Source organism: Robertmurraya beringensis, from assembly GCF_042433785.1.
GTDB lineage: Bacteria > Bacillota > Bacilli > Bacillales > Cytobacillaceae > Robertmurraya_A > Robertmurraya_A beringensis.
Genome location: NZ_JBHLUU010000119.1, coordinates 54660 through 72334, shown reverse-complemented (window position 1 = coordinate 72334; position 17675 = coordinate 54660). Strand labels below are relative to the sequence as shown.

Annotated in this window: 16 protein-coding genes, 1 tRNA gene, 3 pseudogenes and 1 riboswitch; of the genes and pseudogenes, 13 read left to right on the top strand and 7 right to left on the bottom strand. The window is 36.0% G+C overall.

Annotated elements, in window-relative coordinates:
• Positions 1-416: 416 nt before the first annotated feature.
• A complete protein-coding gene (locus tag ACFFHF_RS19150; protein ID WP_377058835.1) occupies positions 417-983 on the top strand; it encodes a DUF5626 family protein in 567 nt (188 codons plus the stop codon).
• A gap of 680 nt (positions 984-1663) precedes the next feature.
• On the opposite strand, the gene ACFFHF_RS19145 is transcribed toward ACFFHF_RS19150, so the two are convergent.
• From ACFFHF_RS19145 to ACFFHF_RS19120, 6 genes and pseudogenes are all read right to left on the bottom strand, one after another.
• Positions 1664-2044 (bottom strand): DUF6262 family protein, encoded by a 381-nt coding sequence (locus ACFFHF_RS19145; protein WP_377058834.1) that lies wholly within the window; start codon positions 2042-2044, stop codon positions 1664-1666.
• Positions 2037-4127, bottom strand: coding sequence for a tyrosine-type recombinase/integrase (locus ACFFHF_RS19140; protein WP_377058833.1), 2091 nt, complete (start codon positions 4125-4127; stop codon positions 2037-2039). The genes ACFFHF_RS19145 and ACFFHF_RS19140 overlap by 8 nt, the downstream gene beginning before the upstream one ends.
• Before the next feature lie 13 nt (positions 4128-4140).
• Positions 4141-5262, bottom strand: a complete 1122-nt coding sequence (locus tag ACFFHF_RS19135; RefSeq protein WP_377058832.1) for a tyrosine-type recombinase/integrase — start codon at positions 5260-5262, stop codon at positions 4141-4143.
• A gap of 220 nt (positions 5263-5482) precedes the next feature.
• Positions 5483-5704: a hypothetical protein gene (locus ACFFHF_RS19130; protein ID WP_340902935.1), complete on the bottom strand. Its 222-nt coding sequence runs from the start codon at positions 5702-5704 to the stop codon at positions 5483-5485.
• A gap of 104 nt (positions 5705-5808) precedes the next feature.
• A pseudogene (locus ACFFHF_RS19125) lies at positions 5809-5967 on the bottom strand (YozQ family protein); the annotation flags it as partial.
• A 220-nt stretch (positions 5968-6187) separates the two neighbouring features.
• Positions 6188-6622, bottom strand: coding sequence for a Fur family transcriptional regulator (locus tag ACFFHF_RS19120; protein ID WP_377058831.1), 435 nt, complete (start codon positions 6620-6622; stop codon positions 6188-6190).
• Positions 6623-7124: 502 nt separating this feature from the next.
• Here ACFFHF_RS19120 and ACFFHF_RS19115 point away from each other — a divergent pair.
• Positions 7125-7197: transfer RNA gene (locus ACFFHF_RS19115), tRNA-Val, on the top strand.
• A gap of 163 nt (positions 7198-7360) precedes the next feature.
• Positions 7361-8058, top strand: a pseudogene (locus ACFFHF_RS19110) (manganese catalase); the annotation flags it as partial.
• 66 nt (positions 8059-8124) lie between these two features.
• Here the strand turns inward: ACFFHF_RS19110 and trhA are convergent.
• Positions 8125-8772: a PAQR family membrane homeostasis protein TrhA gene (gene trhA, locus ACFFHF_RS19105; RefSeq protein WP_377058830.1), complete on the bottom strand. Its 648-nt coding sequence runs from the start codon at positions 8770-8772 to the stop codon at positions 8125-8127.
• Positions 8773-8911: 139 nt separating this feature from the next.
• Here trhA and ACFFHF_RS19100 point away from each other — a divergent pair, with 139 nt between their 5' ends.
• From ACFFHF_RS19100 to tgl, 10 genes and pseudogenes are all read left to right on the top strand, one after another.
• Positions 8912-9481, top strand: coding sequence for a DUF1836 domain-containing protein (locus ACFFHF_RS19100; RefSeq protein WP_160546360.1), 570 nt, complete (start codon positions 8912-8914; stop codon positions 9479-9481).
• A 228-nt stretch (positions 9482-9709) separates the two neighbouring features.
• Positions 9710-10975, top strand: coding sequence for an ammonium transporter (locus ACFFHF_RS19095; protein ID WP_160546359.1), 1266 nt, complete (start codon positions 9710-9712; stop codon positions 10973-10975).
• 60 nt (positions 10976-11035) lie between these two features.
• Positions 11036-12007, top strand: a complete 972-nt coding sequence (locus tag ACFFHF_RS19090) for a DUF294 nucleotidyltransferase-like domain-containing protein (RefSeq protein WP_160546358.1) — start codon at positions 11036-11038, stop codon at positions 12005-12007.
• Positions 11997-12725, top strand: coding sequence for an exonuclease domain-containing protein (locus ACFFHF_RS19085; RefSeq protein ID WP_377058829.1), 729 nt, complete (start codon positions 11997-11999; stop codon positions 12723-12725). Before ACFFHF_RS19090 ends, ACFFHF_RS19085 begins: the two co-directional genes overlap by 11 nt.
• Before the next feature lie 74 nt (positions 12726-12799).
• Positions 12800-12913: riboswitch (SAM riboswitch) on the top strand.
• 64 nt (positions 12914-12977) lie between these two features.
• Positions 12978-14255 carry a homoserine dehydrogenase gene (locus tag ACFFHF_RS19080; protein ID WP_377058828.1) on the top strand — a complete coding sequence of 426 codons (1278 nt, stop codon included), beginning with the start codon at positions 12978-12980 and terminating at the stop codon, positions 14253-14255.
• 82 nt (positions 14256-14337) lie between these two features.
• The gene (locus ACFFHF_RS19075) at positions 14338-14601 is read left to right on the top strand and encodes a hypothetical protein (RefSeq protein ID WP_377058827.1); all 264 of its coding nucleotides are present in this window, start codon (positions 14338-14340) and stop codon (positions 14599-14601) included.
• Positions 14564-14833 carry a hypothetical protein gene (locus tag ACFFHF_RS19070; RefSeq protein ID WP_377058826.1) on the top strand — a complete coding sequence of 90 codons (270 nt, stop codon included), beginning with the start codon at positions 14564-14566 and terminating at the stop codon, positions 14831-14833. Before ACFFHF_RS19075 ends, ACFFHF_RS19070 begins: the two co-directional genes overlap by 38 nt.
• 23 nt (positions 14834-14856) lie before the next feature.
• Positions 14857-15633: a hypothetical protein gene (locus ACFFHF_RS19065; RefSeq protein ID WP_377058825.1), complete on the top strand. Its 777-nt coding sequence runs from the start codon at positions 14857-14859 to the stop codon at positions 15631-15633.
• Positions 15634-15646: 13 nt separating this feature from the next.
• Positions 15647-16790 (top strand): annotated as a pseudogene (locus ACFFHF_RS19060) (alcohol dehydrogenase catalytic domain-containing protein).
• A 92-nt stretch (positions 16791-16882) separates the two neighbouring features.
• Entirely contained in the window at positions 16883-17611 is a 729-nt protein-coding gene (gene tgl / locus ACFFHF_RS19055; protein WP_377058824.1) for a spore coat transglutaminase TGL, read from the top strand.
• Positions 17612-17675 lie beyond the last annotated feature (64 nt).

Here is a 17675-nt window from a genome sequence, read left to right as displayed (position 1 = left end):
GGCGCAGTTATACATTATGGGAGTCGTCTTTTCCTTTCTCCGGAATATATTCATGGACATTATACTCGACCACTTCCGGACAGGCAATACCGTCAACTTTCGGTAATTTAAGAGTGTCAAAAACAATCAACAGCTATAGGTAAGTAATTTATTTAAGAGCCTAGAAGACTTTATCAAGACCTAATTTAAAAAAGATAGAAAAATTAAAGGGTTCTACATATTAGATATGACTAATATGTAGAACCCTTTCTTCTTTTACTAAAGCCCTTATTATTTAAGTGTAAAAATTCACAAGATCTGAGCAAACCTTAGTAATAAATGACTAATATAATTGACAATTCTGTTAACTAATACTCGAAAATATATTGAACTGTTATATTTATAGAGTAATAAATTTCCAAAAGGGAGTGTTTATAGTGAGAGGTAAAAAGAGATTTGGGTTAATTATTGTTATATTAGGGTTTTTTATTTTTGGTATTGACAACTCAAAAGTACTGGCATCTGAAGTTTCAACAACTAACGAAATTCAGGAACATGTGGTCGATTTTGATCTTACTACAAATGAACCCCAAGAGAGTACCTACTATAATGAAAATGGAGAAGAAGTCACAATAACTATTGAACCAATCCAAAGTACCCAACAAAAGTCAAATAAGGAAGGTATGGTATCAGCATTATCTACCTGCTATTTCCCATTCGGAACTTCTAGCTATAAGGTAAAAGCAACGACCCCTTACATGGGTATTAGTTATTATATTGATGTTTATGTACCAAGCAATGTAAATTACTCAAAGATTACTAAAGTTTATTCTTCAGACTATTGGATTATTGGAGGTACTCTAAATAACATAAAACTTACTAGAACTGATAAAGTGTCAACTTTTTCAGCTGACGTTTATTGGCTAGGTGGTATGGGTGGTGCAAATGTATACTTAAAGGGAACTTTATCAGGGAATGTCCTAACAACATCTTCAAGAATGTAGTTGTTAGTATTATCATTTTGGTTTAGACACAAATATTAATTAACTGCTGAGGTGTATATTTTGGGATATATTTCTTTGTTTGCTATATTATTTTTTCCTATCGTTGCCCTTATACTTTTAAAGTGGACATATAGTATTAAGAAAAACAGTGATAAGTGCATTATGCAAAACCAGGAAATAATACATTTATTAAGAGATAAAGAAAAATAAATATTTTTTAGAACAGGCATTCATTTTAGAATACCTGTTTTTCTTTTTTATTTTATAATGATGGGATCCCATCCACCGAGCATAATAATGCATGCTACAAGCCACTCTTAAAAGTAGTTTGTAGAGTTTCTAATGGTTCATTTAATGCGTTATGTTGTCGTTTCTTTTTTTGGTTAACATCGAATAAACAATCTAAAGTATAGTTTAGATGTTGTAACTCAAAGAACAATTTTCAGTTTAAGTTTATTTATTATATATATGAGCAGTAATTTTATAAAACTATAGTCTACTAGAAGGAACATCAAGGATCGATTTTCCTCAAACGCCTTTAGCATAAGCTTGTGAACATTCGGACTATCTTCCTCATTAGCTATCCAAATTCACTTAATATTATAACATTTTGTTCCTAAACTCTTATTAAATAAAACTACCCCGTTAGTTAAAGAGGAAGGGGAGAACAACGTTCTCCTTCATAACTTCTTATAAACCTCTGCGTAAGCAATTTTCAGTTGTTCCCTTAATTGCTTGTTTTCCTCTTCCAACTTTTGATTTTTTCTTTTTAGGGATGCAATGAGAGCATCTTTGTTGTTTTCGTTCATTTCTCGCTTTACTTGTTTAGGAGTTGGTACTTGTGACAGTTGATTTCGTAATGTTTCAATTCTTGAACGGAAGTCCTTGTTGTTATACAGTGTCGCTTTTGAAACATCAGCCTCACTGGCAACGCTGTTAAAGTTTATTTTCTCATTGGCTCGTATAAGCTTTTTAATGGCTTCATCTACCTTTTGGGAAGTAGTAGCCTTACGTTCGGCATGAATGGCTTTCAAGTGGGAAGAACGGTCATATTCAGCCATTTTGAACACCTAACTTTCTTTTCATCCGATCTTGCCTTCCAAAGATGATATTTCCTTTTTGGAGGGTGTTTAAAATGTTTTGATAACGTTGTAAGTTCTTTTCATTCTTCTCGGCAATATCCTCCCGACCACGCAGTTTTGCAATTTCAATTGCTTTGGTGGTTGTCTTAATGTGAAGCTCATGTTTTTGCTTATCTAACTCCGAAAAACCAAAAGCTAAGTCTTTACATGGCGTTTGATTGTCACCGCAAGTGAGGCAAGGGGGCGCTTCCATGTGCGGGCAGCTACCGTTTAAACGGGCGTGACACGTTCCATAGGGGTTGTCCATTGCATTTAGCTTGTGATCCTGCCATAAGGCATTCAATATGTCTGTTGGTATGTATTCTCCTGCTTTGATTTCCTGTACTTCACCGTTTAGATCAAAGCTAAAGACACCTTGCTTGATAACCGATTCAAATGCTTTTCTTTTGGTATCGTCTAATAACTTGGCATACCGTAATGTCATTTCTGGGGATGCGTGAGCCAGTAGCTCTTGTACCGTAAGAATATCCGCACCTCCATTTAACATTTTTACTCCATATGTATGTCGAAATTGGTGAGTTGTAAAGTGAAAAAGAGTGCCGTTTTCATCGGTGATATTCTTTTTCTTTGCTAATACATTTAATTTTTCTCTTACAAAATTTTGATTAAATGGTTTCCCTTTCCGTTGTCCACGATAGCGAACGAAAATATACCCTTCGGGATTATTGTCTTGATTGCTTTGTTCTTTTGATTTCTCAATAAGAACCGCAAGGATTCCTGCTAATTCATCGTCAATGGGAATTCGATGCCCTTTTACATAAGTTTTTTCAATATCCGTTTCAATGGAGTATTTACCATTTAATTTTATCAAGCAACCAGAGGTTAACTCTAATACATCGGATATTCTAAGTCCTGTTTTAAAGGCTATCCAAACAACAGGAACAACATCTTTGTGCAAGTCATCAATATGAGTAAAGAGCTGCTCTAATACATAGTCAGGGATGTAATCAATCTGATCAATAGATTTTTTTCTTAGTTTAGGTTTGTCTTCTGGGAAGATTAATAATCGCACATGAGTATCAGGAGCCATTTCGTAGTCATACCGTTGGATGTCTTCAAGAAACTTTTGCAAAGTTGATAATGATGTATTTACATAATGTTCGGGATGCGAGTTTCGTTGATGCAAGTTGGTTTTTGAGTATTTATGTAAATGCTCAATGTATCTTTCAATGTGAGTTCTTTTTAAATGCTTTAAGTCCTTCCATGTTGGTTCATATGAGAATATATACGTGAAAAATTTTGGTAAAATCCTTAGGTATTCTCCTGCCGAACTCCATGAAAAATTATTTTTACTAAGCAAGCGTTGTTTTACATATTTTTTTACTTGTTCACGAACCTTTGCGTTAATTTTTGAGAAGTCGATAAAGTAATGGGTTCTACTTTTATTGTAATCAATACCGTATTTATCATGTAAAATACGAACATCCCATCTGTCTTTTTCCCACTCTTCTCGTTTATCGGTGTATTGGAATAAAAGTGTGTAAATATTTCTTAGAAATCTTGCTACGAGGGATTTATAAACACCATCTTTCATCAGTGTATTTATCCCGTTCTCATTAAGCCAAAATAAATACTCACGTTCTGCTTTGTCAATATCCAAATCTAACAAGGATGACAGCTTGGGGTATTTTTCGTTCAAGAACTCTGTCATTCTTTTTAATGGGTATTGATTAGCCAAAAAAGAACTTTTAAGTGACCACAAATCATTAAACAATTGCTGATAATAGACATATTTTACTTCTAAATTGATTGAAGGGTTGGTGAAGCGAAAATGAATACTATTACTTGAATAGTTATAGTTCGCTCCGTTTTCTTCAAACTGTTTTATTTCGCCCAAGAAATTTATACTCCATTTGTCGTTGAAAAAATAGGGATTGTTTATTAGTTCTGTTGTAACAGAGCCGTCACCATAAACTCTTTTTTCGGGATAATAAGAAAGTTCTCTTTGTAAGCCTTCGTGAAAGCCTATTTCTTCTGGTTCTAAATTATTGATGTGTTTCATTCAGTAACTCCTTTTAGTTATCTTTCTTTAGGTTAAATTCAGATTGAGCCTTTTGCCAATCTTCTCGAATATCTTCATCCGAAGGATGCAAATACAGGTTCATCGTTGTTTGAATTTGAGAGTGTCCTAATCGTTCTTGCACCTGCTTAATATCCTTTGTTTTCTGATAGTAGATGGTAGCGTGTGTATGGCGAAAAAGGTGAGGGTGCAGGTTTATCCCTGTTTTCTTTTTCAAACGCTTAAATAACGATTCTACGTTCCAATATTCCATGGGTCTTCCTACATCTTTTCCTCGCAGTTTTACAAATACAAAGTTTGTGTCCAATTCTAATTCATCAAGGACTTCATACAAATAATCATCATATAAATCCATTAAGGACTGTGATACATAAATTTCTCTTTCCCCAGTTTTTAACATCGCACCGTTTTCTAATTCCCCACGATCTACTAAACGAATCCGATGCCCCTTTCCATGATCAAAAACAAAATCCTCCATAAAAAGAGCGAGAGCTTCTCCAATACGCAATCCCGTTTCAAATAACAGTTGAATTAAGAATCTATCTCGAATATTAGTAGTTGCTTCTAATACTTGCTGTGCTTGTTCTTTTGTGAGTGTATCTACTTTTTTTCGTGGTTCTTTTATTTTCAGAATGTTTCTGATAGAGGGTTTGTCTTTATTTACATGATGTAAAAAACTTTTGTAACGTGAGTGTCCCCCTTTAAACACTTGCTTCATCAGCTTTTCCATTATGTCATTTTGCACTTCTTCATTTCGATAAAGGTAGTCATAGAAGTTTGCTATAACTGTAATTGTAAGGTTAATTGTTTTTTCCGTTCGTTTTGCTTTCTCTTGTTGAAGGGAAGTAACATTTGAACTCTGATATGGGCTTCTTAACCACCCCACAAAATCAACTAAATCCTCTAGTCTAATAAACTTGTAATCTCTCTCTTTTTCTTCTAAGTAGACATAAAAGTGCTTTAAGCAGTAACAATATGTCTTTTGAGTATTAGGGCTTTTTCCTGTCTTATCTAAATACTTTATATATTTCATCACTGGCATTATAGGATACCCCTCTTGATCCAGTAATATGTATCTCCTGTTGTTATTCTCTATGAGAACTTCTTGTACCCTCATAACAATATCTCTCCTAAAAAGATAGTAACGCTCGGTCTAAAGACCTCACCACACCTCCCGCTGTGGGCTACGTTCCCTTAAAAAACAAACACATGTTCCTGTATATAATATACATATTATACGATATTTTCAACATCTAATTAACAAGTCTAATATGCATAAGAAAAGAGGATATATGATCGTATATTGAACATAATATCCTCTTATCAGTTTAGTCTATTTAACTAATGTTAGGCTCTTTTTGTTTTATTGGGAAAATAGACAAAATATTATTAATTTTAAACAATCTCCTTTGCTTTCGTAAAAAGCAATAAGCTCGGATCGTATGTGGATTGATTTCATTTACAATGATTGTTCGTTGAGTAATTTTTTGTTTGTCGGAAAGATAGATGATCTCTAGAGGTTGCTTCTCATTTAATGCCTTTAATAATGCTCTCTGCAAATGCATCCCTCGCAATTTAGATTGATATCCCTATTATATACGAACAAATGTTCTTTATTCAATAAATGAAAAAAGTGTGGAAAAAATTCCACACTTTTTTTGAATCAGTCATTCTTTTCGAGTTCTTGGTCAATCGTTCCTTCATAATAACCATCACTTGCTTGTTCATGTGTTTGGGCTAAGCCCATTTCGAGTTGGTTTTTACTGTTGTAATCAGAGGGTTCAAATGATTTACCAGCAATTTTTGATGAGTTCTTTTTTTTCATTGCATTCCCGCCTTTTCATCTTTTTCCATCAACATTCAAACTTATTTTTTGATAAAAGCGAGAAGGGCATACATACAAACTAAAAAAACTACACATATTTAATTTTTTCTAATTTTAAACTTACTTCCACATTTACAGATTACACTATGTTTCAATTGCTTAATGGGAGTTTGACACTTAGGGCATATACTGTTATGCATAATAATCGCCTACTTTTTTATTTAGTCATTTCTTTGTTTTCATAACAATTTTTACATACTCCATAAAGCTCAAGCTGATGAGAATGAACACGAAATTTAGTTAACTTGTTAGCTACATCTTCTACTTCACTTAATAATGGATATTTGAAATCTTCGATTATACCACATATATGACATATCACATGATAATGTTCATCTATATTAAATTCATATTTGCTTAAACCATTACCGTAGGGCAATTCATTTAAAATTTTTAATTTCACAAACATTTTTACATTATTGTAGATGGTTGCGATACTAATAGTAGGGAGTTGTGAATGTATTTCATCGACAGTTGGATGACCAGTCATCGAAGCAATCGTTCGTAATATTAACATTCTTTGTGGTGTAATCCGTAGTCCGCGTTCTTTTAAAAAAGGGATAAGTTTATCGAAATCAAACTCGTTAGTCATAAAACAGAACCTCTTTACTGGTAGATTAAAAGTTTGGGAAGTTCGAGTTGAGTATATAATTAATGATAACATTTCTCATTCTAAAATCAATACCTATTTATAATTATTTTAAATTAATATCTATTTTTAGTTAGTTATTAATAGAAAATGGAATAATAATAAGATTGGAATTAAAAACGACGATCTGAATTTTTTCAGACCGCCGAACTTTTTATGCTTCTTTTACTGGAGGTAAAATGGGGTGGCCTTGAGGAACGTCAGAGCTTGAAAAAACACAAGTGGCACCTGCTGAAGCTGTAAGAATAAAAGCAATGGCAACAAAGGAATAGATGCATTGGAAAATCGATTAAAATCAATCCAATAAGTTAGGATGTTGGGAAAATTTTATGAAAATACAAAGGGATGTTGGATGTCTCTAAGAAAATTAAATACTTCGATTGTCTGTGGGATCATATTGACAATTCTCTTATTTCAAGTATAATAAAATATGTACTTTATAAGAGATCTGTTAGCTCAGCTGGGAGAGCATCACCTTGACAGGGTGGGGGTCGGGGGTTCAAGTCCCTCACAGGTCATACGAAAAGCTCGAAACCTTTTATTTTAAGGTTTCGAGCTTTTTTCTGTTTTCTTGAATGCTTATTCCATGGACAGTCACCCAATTCCCAGTGATATCATACAATGTCATTGCGGTTAAAAAGCGAAAGTTATAGATATTCATAAAAGTCGGAGGGTGGCTCGATGTTTTATCATGTTAAAGAACTTCAATACCAGGCTAAACCAGAAAGACCGGATCCGCTGTTCGCTAAAAATCTGCAAGAAGTGTTAGGTGGACAATTCGGTGAGATATCTGTAGCTTTGCAATATTTATTCCAAGGGATACGGGAGCAGAGGAATTAGCTCATATTGAAATGTTAGCAACTATGATTGCTAGATTGCTAGATGGAGCTCCGGTCGGTGATTTAGAGGAAGCTGCCAAAGATCCCGTAATTGGTGCAATTTTAGGAGGAATGAACCCGCAACACGCAATTGTTTCAGGTCTGGGCGCAATGCCAGCGGATAGCGTAGGGAATAGATGGACAGCGGATTATATAATTGCTAGCGGCAATTTGTTAGCTGACTTTAGAGCTAATTTAAATGCTAAGTCACAGGGGAGATTACAGGTAGTAAGATTGTATGAAATGACCAATGATCGAGGGGTCAAGGATATGCTTCTTGGTTAATTGCTCGTGACACGATGCATCAAAACCAGTGGATTGCAGCTATTAAGGAACTAGAAGCTAAGAAAATATTGTTGTTCCAAGCACATTCCCTCGTAATTTGGAAAAAAGAGAAGTGTCGCATGTGTTATTTAATCTGTCCTCTGGGAATGAAAGTGCCAGTGGTGGTCGATGGGCGAGTGGACCAAGTATGGATGGGAGGGTGTTTTCCAATATGTATGATGTAAAAATTTAAATAAAAGGCCATTATCCGTGTGTGGATAATGGCCTTTGTTGAACTGATCTTTATAGTACATACATATATACGCATAGGAAGTGGGCGGTCGATCCGAGCATGATGAAAATATGAAAAATTTCATGAAACCCCATAAAACGCGATTGAAGAAATTTAGGTTTTGCTCCGTAAATAATACCACCTACTGTATAAAAAATTCCTCCTAAAATGAGGAGAAATAAACCAGTGCTGCTCAAAATCTCTGCAAGAGGAGAAGCAACAAAGATAACCATCCAACCCATCACAATATAGATGATTGTTGATAACCAACGAGGACAACTAAACCAAATCATTTTAAATAACACACCGCAAAGAGCAGCAAATACGATAATAGAAAACAGGACCCAGCCGGTTAAACCGTTCAAACTAATTAAACAAAAAGGAGTATATGTTCCTGCAATGAGAATAAAAATCATCGAGTGATCAAGCCTACGTAGAAAAGCAATGACTGAATCTTTTGCAACAACCATGTGGTAGGTGGCTGAAGCTGAATAAAGTAATATCATACTTAACCCAAAAATGATAACAGACGTAATCGCCAAAGCAGAGCTTGTGGTTATGGAAGCTTTAATTACCAACGCTAAGAGGGCGATAAACGAAAGGATGGCTCCTGCTAAATGGGTTAGACCGTTGATAGGTTCTCTAATATAAGAAAGCATATGCTTCTCTCCTTTTTTCTTTATGTAGTTTTTATAACTACTTATTATAGTATACGCATTACGACAACTAGTCAACATTTACTTATAAAGATTTGTGAAGTAAAATTGATATGTATATAGAAGAAAAAAGGAGAGAATTATGAAACATCTTGACGAGCTTATTGACGAACTAGGATTGCAACAACAAATTACAATGGATGACATTCCAGCGATTGATTTATATATGGATCAAGTTATCCAATTGTTTGATCAGAAATTCAATGATACGAAAAGAAATAAAGATGAGAAATTATTAACAAAAACTATGATAAACAATTACGCTAAGGATAAATTGTTTATTCCGATAAAAAATAAGAAGTATTCAAAGGAACACCTCATACTCATTAGTCTCATATTCCAGCTTAAGGGTGGCTTGTCCATTAATGATATTAAGACAACATTAGTTGGTTTGAACGACGGTATCCAATCAGATAATCTGGATTTAGAAAAATTCTATACATCCTATCTAAATTTGGCTATGAAGAATGTTACATCCTTTAACGAAGAGGTAAAATCACACTGGCAAGATGTGATGGAAGAGATGGAAGGTACCACTGAAGAAGATAATCTTTATTTAAAAAAAGTTCTCCTGGTCGCCTCATTAATTAATATTAGCAATCATTATCGACGAGTAGCTGAAAAGCTTGTTGATGAAATAAGCATAAAATAACACCGTTTTCCTTCTGGAAGATGGTGTTTTTTGTTGTCAAATCAAAAAGAAAAGGTTTACATCTGGTGATTGTCAGATTATCTTACATGGTATTTTCAGAATGTTTGTAAATAATATTGACTCTTTGTGGATATCGTTTAAAATAAACTTATTCGAACTAATGTTATATTTTATGACATTATACTGTTAAGTAAAGTTACACAACAAAAATTAAGGGGGAAAAGAAAAATGGATGTAAACTACTTAATGAATAGTCTATGGGTAATGGTGTCGGCAGTGTTAGTTATCTTCATGATTGGTGGATTCATCATGCTAGAAGCTGGTTCCACTCGTATGAAGAACGCTGGTCATATTGCAGGTAAAACCATTTTTACATTCGGTTTAGCTTCATTAGTATTCTGGGCAGTAGGTTTTGGATTTATTTTTGGTGACAATGCTAATTTCTTTGTAGGTCTATCGAACTTTTTCTATGGTGGAGCAGAATTAGATTTAGCACTAAATTCCTCGGTATTCTTCTTATTCCAATTAGCTTTTTCAGGAATTGCCATAACAATTGCTCTTGGTGGATTTGCTGAACGTGCAAAATTATCTGTATATTTAATCTTTACAGTATTGTTCTCAGCATTAGTTTATCCGGTAGTTGCTCATTGGATCTGGGGCGGTGGCTGGTTAGCAGAACATGGTAAGCAAGACTTTGCTGGCTCAACGGTTGTTCACTTAACAGGAGCGATGGCAGCATTTGCAGCTACTATTCTATTAAAGCCTCGTATTGGCAAATATAACAAAGATGGCTCTGCAAACAATATTTATGGACATAATCAAGTATTTACAGCGTTAGGTGTTCTTATTCTTTGGGTTGGTTGGTTCGGATTCAACGCTGGTAGTACCGTATCAGTTGATGCAGGATTCTTTGGATTTGTAGCACTTAATACGAACCTGGCAGCAGGTGCTGGTGCAGTGGCAGCGTTAATTATTTCTTGGGTAGTATTAGGGAAATCAGATATTCCTACTATCTTAAATGGTGCACTTGCAGGACTGGTTGCTATTACAGCATCATGTGCATTCGTTGATACATGGGCAGCGGTTGTTATCGGATTTGTAGCTGGTATTCTAGTATTCTATAGCGCGAGATTCTTTGAAAAGCGTAAAATTGATGACCCAATCTTTGCCCTATCTGTTCACGGTGCTGCAGGGGTATGGGGAACACTTTCAACAGGGTTCTTTGCAACACCAGAATTAGCGACAGTTGGTAAGCCTGGTTTATTCTATGGCGGTGGATTAGAGCAACTTGGGGTTCAAGCAATGGGTGTGGGTGTATCTGGGCTATACGCTTTTGTAGTATCATTCGCCATCCTTGCGATTGTTAAAAAAGTAATCGGTGGTCTTCGTGTAACTGAAGAGGAAGAAATTATGGGTCTAGATGTAAGTGAACATGGTAGCTATGGATACCCAGAAGTATTTTTAACTAGTGAAAATCAAAAAGTTTCTTCATAATTAATAAGGAGAGCCTCATTTTATGGGGCTTTCCTTATCTACTTAAAGGGCGTGTAAGAATTGAGTTCATATGAGTCAATAAAATTATGGAAAGAAACTCATGTTGAAGAGTATATATCCAATTCAGAATCTTTAAATGAATTCCACGACGAGATTATGATGAAGGTATTTAAGACTGCAAGTGCCCGAATGAATATTGAACCTCCATGTGCTTTTGTATGGTTTATTACTGGTAGCGGGGGACGATTTGAACAAGGATTAATTAGTGACCAAGATCATGGGATTATTTTTCAAGATGATAGTCCAGAGGCAGGTAATTATTTTAGTGAGTTAGGTAAGGAATTATCAATGGGATTACAAATAGTTGGATACCCATTGTGCGATGGTAAGGTAATGAGTTCAAACCCATTATGGTGTCAAACGGCTGTTAGTTGGAATAAACAGGTGGTAAATTGGATGGAGGAGAGCAGTTGGGTGTCGATTCGCAATTTGCAGATTTTCTATGATGCTAGGAAACTTGTAGGTAAGCATGAACTTCTATTCGATCTTAAAAACATTATCCACGAATATAGTCGATCCCATCCTCAATTTTTAGGACGATTATTAGAAAATGTAAAACATGTTAAAAAGACGATTGGTCCACTAGGACAGATCATTGTTGAGGAGAAGGGAATACATGCTGGAGCTATTGATTTGAAGTATTCTGCTTTTATACCATATGTGAATGCAGTTCGGCTATTAGCATGGAAAGAAGGGATAACCGAGACTAGTACAATAGGTAGATTAAAAGAGCTTAATAAATTAGGGAAGTATGAGGAGTTATCTCATTATCAGGAGAACTATTCGCAGCTTCTTCAGTTTCGCTTAGAACACCTTTCTTCTACAGCTTCATATGATGATTCCCACTACTTGTATGTAAAAAAACTTACGAAAGACAATCAAAAACTAATTAAAAAGATACTGAAAGATGGAAAGAAGCTGCAGCAATACGTTCAGAGAATGATTGAAAAGGGTGGAAATCATGGCGTTTGAACCATTTATTCATTTTGTGAGAGGAATCCAGGGGAAAATGGGGACAAATGTATATAGTGGCTTACAGGGACAAAACGGTCAGCATGTTGCCTTTTTGCGTCAAATGCAAAAAGAATTAAATTCAGACAATGCCTTACTGATTCCGTTGTCGGAGTTAGAGGTGACAGTTTTTGACCTTGAAACCACAGGTTTCTTTCCTGAAAAAGGGGATGAAATTTTGTCTATTGGTGCTATAAAGACAAAAGGAGCTCATGTGAAAGAAGCTGATTCCTTTTATTCTTTAGTTCAATACGATAAAGAACTTCCGATCCTGGTGAAAGAGTTAACAGGGCTTTCAGAAGAGGAACTAAGGAGTGCGCCTCCTTTGTCAAATGTTCTACTGGATTTTTATCACTTTGCTAGAGGAACGCCACTTGTTGCACACCATTCAAATCATGAAAAAAACTTCTTGCAAGCAGCGAATTGGAAACAATTCAAAGCTCCTCAAAAACATCGCATCATTGATACGTCATTCCTATCAAGAGTTGCCGATCCAGAATTAACTCAAAACAAGCTTGAGGATATTTGCGAGCGGTATGGGATAGAAGTAGTGGATAGACATCATGCGCTGGGAGATGCTAAATTGACCGCTGTACTGTGGTGTATTTTTATTGAAAACGTTCAGGAAAAGGGATATGAGACTCTTCAAGATATATATAATCTTATGGCAAAATTGTAAGATACTATAATTCTTTCTTTACTTATTAAAAAAGTTTGTGCTATTATTATCCATAAATGAACTGAATATTGGATTTCTTATCCAGAGTGGTGGAGGGGCTGGCCCGATGATACCCGGCAACCGATTTTCTTTTTATAGAAAACACGGTGCCAATTCCTGCAAAGCAATCGTGCTTTGACAGATAAGAAGAGATGATAACCATAAACCCTCTTCTTTAGAAGAGGGTTTTTTATTTTATCAGAGGAGGAAAACATGATGAAAACGGTGAAAGTTGTTCTTTTAGGGTTTGGTACGGTTGGATCAGGTGTGTATGATACCATCCTTCATACACATCAGGAGAAGCTGGAAAAGGTAATTGGTAAGAAGGTTGAAATTGTCGGTATATTAGTGAAGTCGGAAAAGGAACGTCAACTTCCTCGAAATATTATTGTAACTACAAAGATTGACGAAATCTTAGCTCTCCCCAAAATAGACTATGTGTTTGAAGCGATTGTTGGTATTGAACCAGCCTATTCCTATACAAAGTTATTTTTAGATCGGGGTTGTCATGTGATAAGTGCAAACAAGGAATTGCTTGCCAATCGTGGTGAGGAGCTCATGGAATATGCTTTAAATAAAGGTAAGTTTTTAACTTTTGAGGCAGCTGTTGCAGGAGGGATTCCTTTACTTAGAACGATTATTCAGCTTCTTCAAGTGAATGGAATTTTAGTTCTAGAGGGTATATTGAATGGAACGAGTAACTACATTCTATCGAAAATGAGAAATGAGAAATTGAGCTTTGGAGAATGCCTGCAAGAGGCACAGCAACTCGGATACGCAGAGGCTAATCCGGAAAGTGATATTTCTGGTAGAGATGCTTTCTATAAGCAAATGATTTTAAGTAGTTTAATCTACCATGAGCAACCCGACTGGGAAAAGGTTGAAAGAATTGGGATTGAACAAGTCGCTTTAGAAGATCTAGCCTTAGGTGAGGTACATGGATTAAGGCTAAAGCTGCTGGCCTCTTTGAAAAGAGTGGACGAGGGAATCAAGGCAACCGTAAAGCCTACGTTTGTAAGCTCTGAACATCCTCTTTACAATGTGGAGGGGGTAGACAATGGCATAGTTATAAAAACGGATTTGGTTGGAACTCTTATGCTTCAAGGACCAGGAGCTGGTTCAAAGGCTACTGCAAGTGCTATGATTGAAGATTTGGTACAAATTGAACAACAAAAACAGCCCTTGCAAAAAGTACATCGATATAGCTATCAAAATCAAAATGAAAAGGAGAATAATGCAAGTATTCAATTAGCTGTATTTCCACTGCAAAACAAGGAGGAATGGCTACGCTTAAAAGCGGTTATAAATGAAAATTCAAAGCATGTAAATATACTTCAAGAAGTGGTTAAAGAGCTTGGTGGTAGTATATACGGAAGTTTCTTATACGAAGGTGAGCTAGAGAGTGTGAAGCTACCTGTCTTATATAAACGTTACCCTGTATCACCTATCGGTCTAAAAAGAGATCAATTGAATGTAGTTAATAGCTTCTAGGGAAGACGCATAATGATTGCGTCTTTTTTTTGTATTGTAAAGCTCCATAGGGCAAATAATATGTTTGCTATGGAGGTGTAGTATGAGAAAACTTTTAATCTTGTTTGGAGTTATTATGCTTATCTTTGGTGTTGTTATCTATACATTAACAAATGTTTCCTTTGATTACGCATTTGTTCCGGAAGCAGAGGATGTAAGAAAATCAGAAAAGAAATCGAAAATAGCTTCTGTGTCAAACGGGGGGGAGATGGGGACATCAGAACAGATTGAGTTAGGACGAAAATTATTTTATGAGGAGACCTTTGGGAATGAAGTGTTTTTTTTCAGATATTTTAGGAATGTTTAATGGGGCCTTAACGTTAGGTAATATAGGAAAGGCAATCTTAAAATTAAATGGGGAAAGTACGAATAATCTTCAGGTCGAAGCGTATAAAGATTTTTCTGCTGGTGATTTTCACATAAAAAAAGGTGACTTAATTGATACAGGTCTTGATGTGGCTAAAGGGGCTAAAACACCGGTTGGTATTAAGGTTGTATTTGATGAAGGAAGATTAAAAGCTGGAGTTTTGCGAAAGTAGATCCTACCCCTGGAGTACCTGGTGTGAATCGATTGACTAAATCTCCCACTTACCCTAAAACCTCCTATATGACATCTGTTGGAGTATTATCGAGCTCGCCTGGATATAAGATATATGAACAATTAAACGCAATGAGTGCATACATGAATTCTCTTTCACCAGTACCAAGTGGATTGCAAAAGGATAATGAAAAAGCAGAGGAAGGTGAAAGAGTATTTACAAAAGCAGGATGTATCTCTTGCCATTCGGGAGCATTTGCAACGAGCAATAAATTAATTCCCTTAGAAGAACTTAAAACGAACGGCTCTCGTGCAAAGGGTTTTTCGCCATTAAAGGACTACCACGATGTACCAAAAGTATATGAAGAGGGAACGCCTGTACCCCTACCTGAAAATCCAAAAGTAAATGTGATAAAAACAACACCTGAACAAGAGCAGTTGCTTCAACTAGCTTGGGGATTTTCGAATACAAAAGGAGCCTATAAAACGATTAGCCTTTATAACCTCTCTAGAAGTGCTCCTTACTTACACGATGGCGGAGTGGCTGTTGGACCAAATGGAGAGGTTGGGGTAACCGAAACCATTTTACAAGGGAAGCTTCCTGATCCGTACCATAGTCTAAAAGCGATGGTTGACTCAAGGTTAAGAGAAATAGTGATTGAAAGCAATGCAACGAACAAGAGTTTATTCTCAGCGAATGTGACTGGTGAAGGACATTCCTTTTGGGTAGATGAAACGACAGGATTTTCTAAATCTGAGCAGGATGCACTTATTCACTACTTGCTCACTCTCACTGATTAGAAGGAGGAATAAGGTGAAGGCTGTTACTTATCAAGGGTTATTACATGTAGAAGTGAAAAATGTACCTGATCCAGTGATTCAACTTCCCGATGACATCATTGTACGAGTGACTGCATCTTCGATCTGTGGTTCAGATCTGCATTTATATCATGGAATGATCCCAAGCCTTGAAAAGGATTATGTGATCGGACATGAAGCGGTCGGAATCGTTGAAGAGATCGGGAGAGAGGTAACAGGAATCAAAAAGGGTGATAAAGTAGTTATCCCTTTTAATATTTCTTGTGGACATTGTTTTTACTGTGAGAATGGTTTGGAAAGCCAGTGTGATCTGTCGAATAAGGAGAAAAAGCCAGAAACTGGGGCGATGTTTGGCTGTTCACGTCTGTACGGAGATTATTCTGGAAGCCAAGCAGAATGGTTAAGAGTTCCGTTCGCTAATTTTACTCGGTTTAGAGTACCTGATGACAATGAGCTACAGGATGATGCATTAGTTCTACTAGCTGATGCGGTCCCAACTGCCTACTGGGGAGTAAGCAATGCAGATGTTAAGCCTGGTGATACGGTTATTGTTTTCGGAAGTGGTCCGATTGGGTTGTTATCACAGAAGTTTGCTTGGCTAAAAGGAGCAAGCCGAGTGATTGCTATTGACCGAATTCCTTATCGATTGGAACATGCAAAAAGAACGAATGGGGTTAAGGTATTTAATCTTGAAGAGATACATGAGCTAACAGACCTTTTGTTAGAGATTACAAAAGGTGGAGCGGATGTTGTCATTGATTGTGTTGGAGCAAGCGGGAAAATGACACCAATTGAACTAGCTGAAACAGCACTTTTTCTACAAGGGGGCGGCCTTACAGCGATTAAGATGGCGAGCCAAGTAGTTAGAAAAGGGGGAGTTGTTCAACTTGTTGGGGTGTATGGTCTTAGGTATAACGGATTTCCTTTGGGGGATTTTATTGCTAGAAATATTACTTTAAAAATGGGCTTTGCCCCTGCAATACGTAATATGCCATTCCTTTATGAGCTAGTTTTAGAAAGAGAAAATAAAGGTACACGATATTATCACTCATCGTATACCATTATCTGATGGTGTAAAAGCATATAAGTTATTCAATAAAAAGCAAGAAAATTGCTTGAAAATTATATTAAAACCGTAAGAGGGGCTCATGCTCTCTTTTTGCGTATTATGGATGCCTCTTTTCCCATTGGAGCATAGCATGTAGTAATGGAGAAAGGAGGTCAAGGATTTGTGATTATCGTTGCGGGAATGAATATAGAGATACCCCCTTTTCAATTATCCAGCAAACAAGCAGAAATTTTTCACTTCTTAAAAAACAGTAGTGAAGTGCATAGATATGTTCATAGTAGAGAGCTGTTGTTTGAATTGATATTACGAGAAAACATGATCAATAGTGCTATTGAAATGAACGAAAGTGAAGTGGAATTTTCCATATTTCATACATCAAAGTTCAACTCCATGTATTGGTTGAAAACATCAAGAGGTTATATTCTTAAGCCAAATGTATTGCCCTCCGATGCAATAAAAGATATTTTTCATAATGGGAAAGAGTACGGTTTTGAATGTACGACGGCTATTGTTGTCATTTTTTATTATGCTGTTCTTCAATCTATTGAGGAGAGAGCTTTTAATCGGCTTTTTAATCATCTTCTCGTTTGGGATTGGAGCTATGATGAGGACCTAGGAATTATTACAAGAGTCGGCTCGGATTTTATTCCGGGGGATGTAATGTATTTTTACAATCCAGATTATGATAATCCGGTTTGGATAGGAGAAAATGTTGTATTTTTAGGTGAAGGTAAATATTTTGGTCATGGAATTGGAATTGGTACAGCGGAAGAAACGATTAAAGCCCTTAATACTTTGCGAAAAGAAGGTGCAACGAGATCTGCTCACTTAATCCATCAGCATAGTCGCTTAAATTATAAGTATTTATCTCAGTTTTCTACGCAAATTTAAATTATTTGAAAAGGACAATTGATCCATTTGTCAGAAAAGGTCAGTGTCCTTTTATATTTATTTC

What these genes read in the sequence shown, in the direction of transcription:
- ACFFHF_RS19145 (WP_377058834.1), bottom strand. Translation starts at nt 2,044, where the DNA reads ATGGCTGAATATGACCGTTCTTCCCACTTGAAAGCCATTCATGCCGAA.
- ACFFHF_RS19140 (WP_377058833.1), bottom strand. Translation starts at nt 4,127, where the DNA reads ATGAAACACATCAATAATTTAGAACCAGAAGAAATAGGCTTTCACGAA.
- ACFFHF_RS19135 (WP_377058832.1), bottom strand. Translation starts at nt 5,262, where the DNA reads ATGAGGGTACAAGAAGTTCTCATAGAGAATAACAACAGGAGATACATA.
- ACFFHF_RS19120 (WP_377058831.1), bottom strand. Translation starts at nt 6,622, where the DNA reads ATGACTAACGAGTTTGATTTCGATAAACTTATCCCTTTTTTAAAAGAA.
- trhA (WP_377058830.1), bottom strand. Translation starts at nt 8,772, where the DNA reads ATGCTTTCTTATATTAGAGAACCTATCAACGGTCTAACCCATTTAGCA.
- ACFFHF_RS19100 (WP_160546360.1), top strand. Translation starts at nt 8,912, where the DNA reads ATGAAACATCTTGACGAGCTTATTGACGAACTAGGATTGCAACAACAA.
- ACFFHF_RS19095 (WP_160546359.1), top strand. Translation starts at nt 9,710, where the DNA reads ATGGATGTAAACTACTTAATGAATAGTCTATGGGTAATGGTGTCGGCA.
- ACFFHF_RS19085 (WP_377058829.1), top strand. Translation starts at nt 11,997, where the DNA reads ATGGCGTTTGAACCATTTATTCATTTTGTGAGAGGAATCCAGGGGAAA.
- ACFFHF_RS19080 (WP_377058828.1), top strand. Translation starts at nt 12,978, where the DNA reads ATGATGAAAACGGTGAAAGTTGTTCTTTTAGGGTTTGGTACGGTTGGA.
- ACFFHF_RS19075 (WP_377058827.1), top strand. Translation starts at nt 14,338, where the DNA reads ATGAGAAAACTTTTAATCTTGTTTGGAGTTATTATGCTTATCTTTGGT.
- ACFFHF_RS19070 (WP_377058826.1), top strand. Translation starts at nt 14,564, where the DNA reads ATGAAGTGTTTTTTTTCAGATATTTTAGGAATGTTTAATGGGGCCTTA.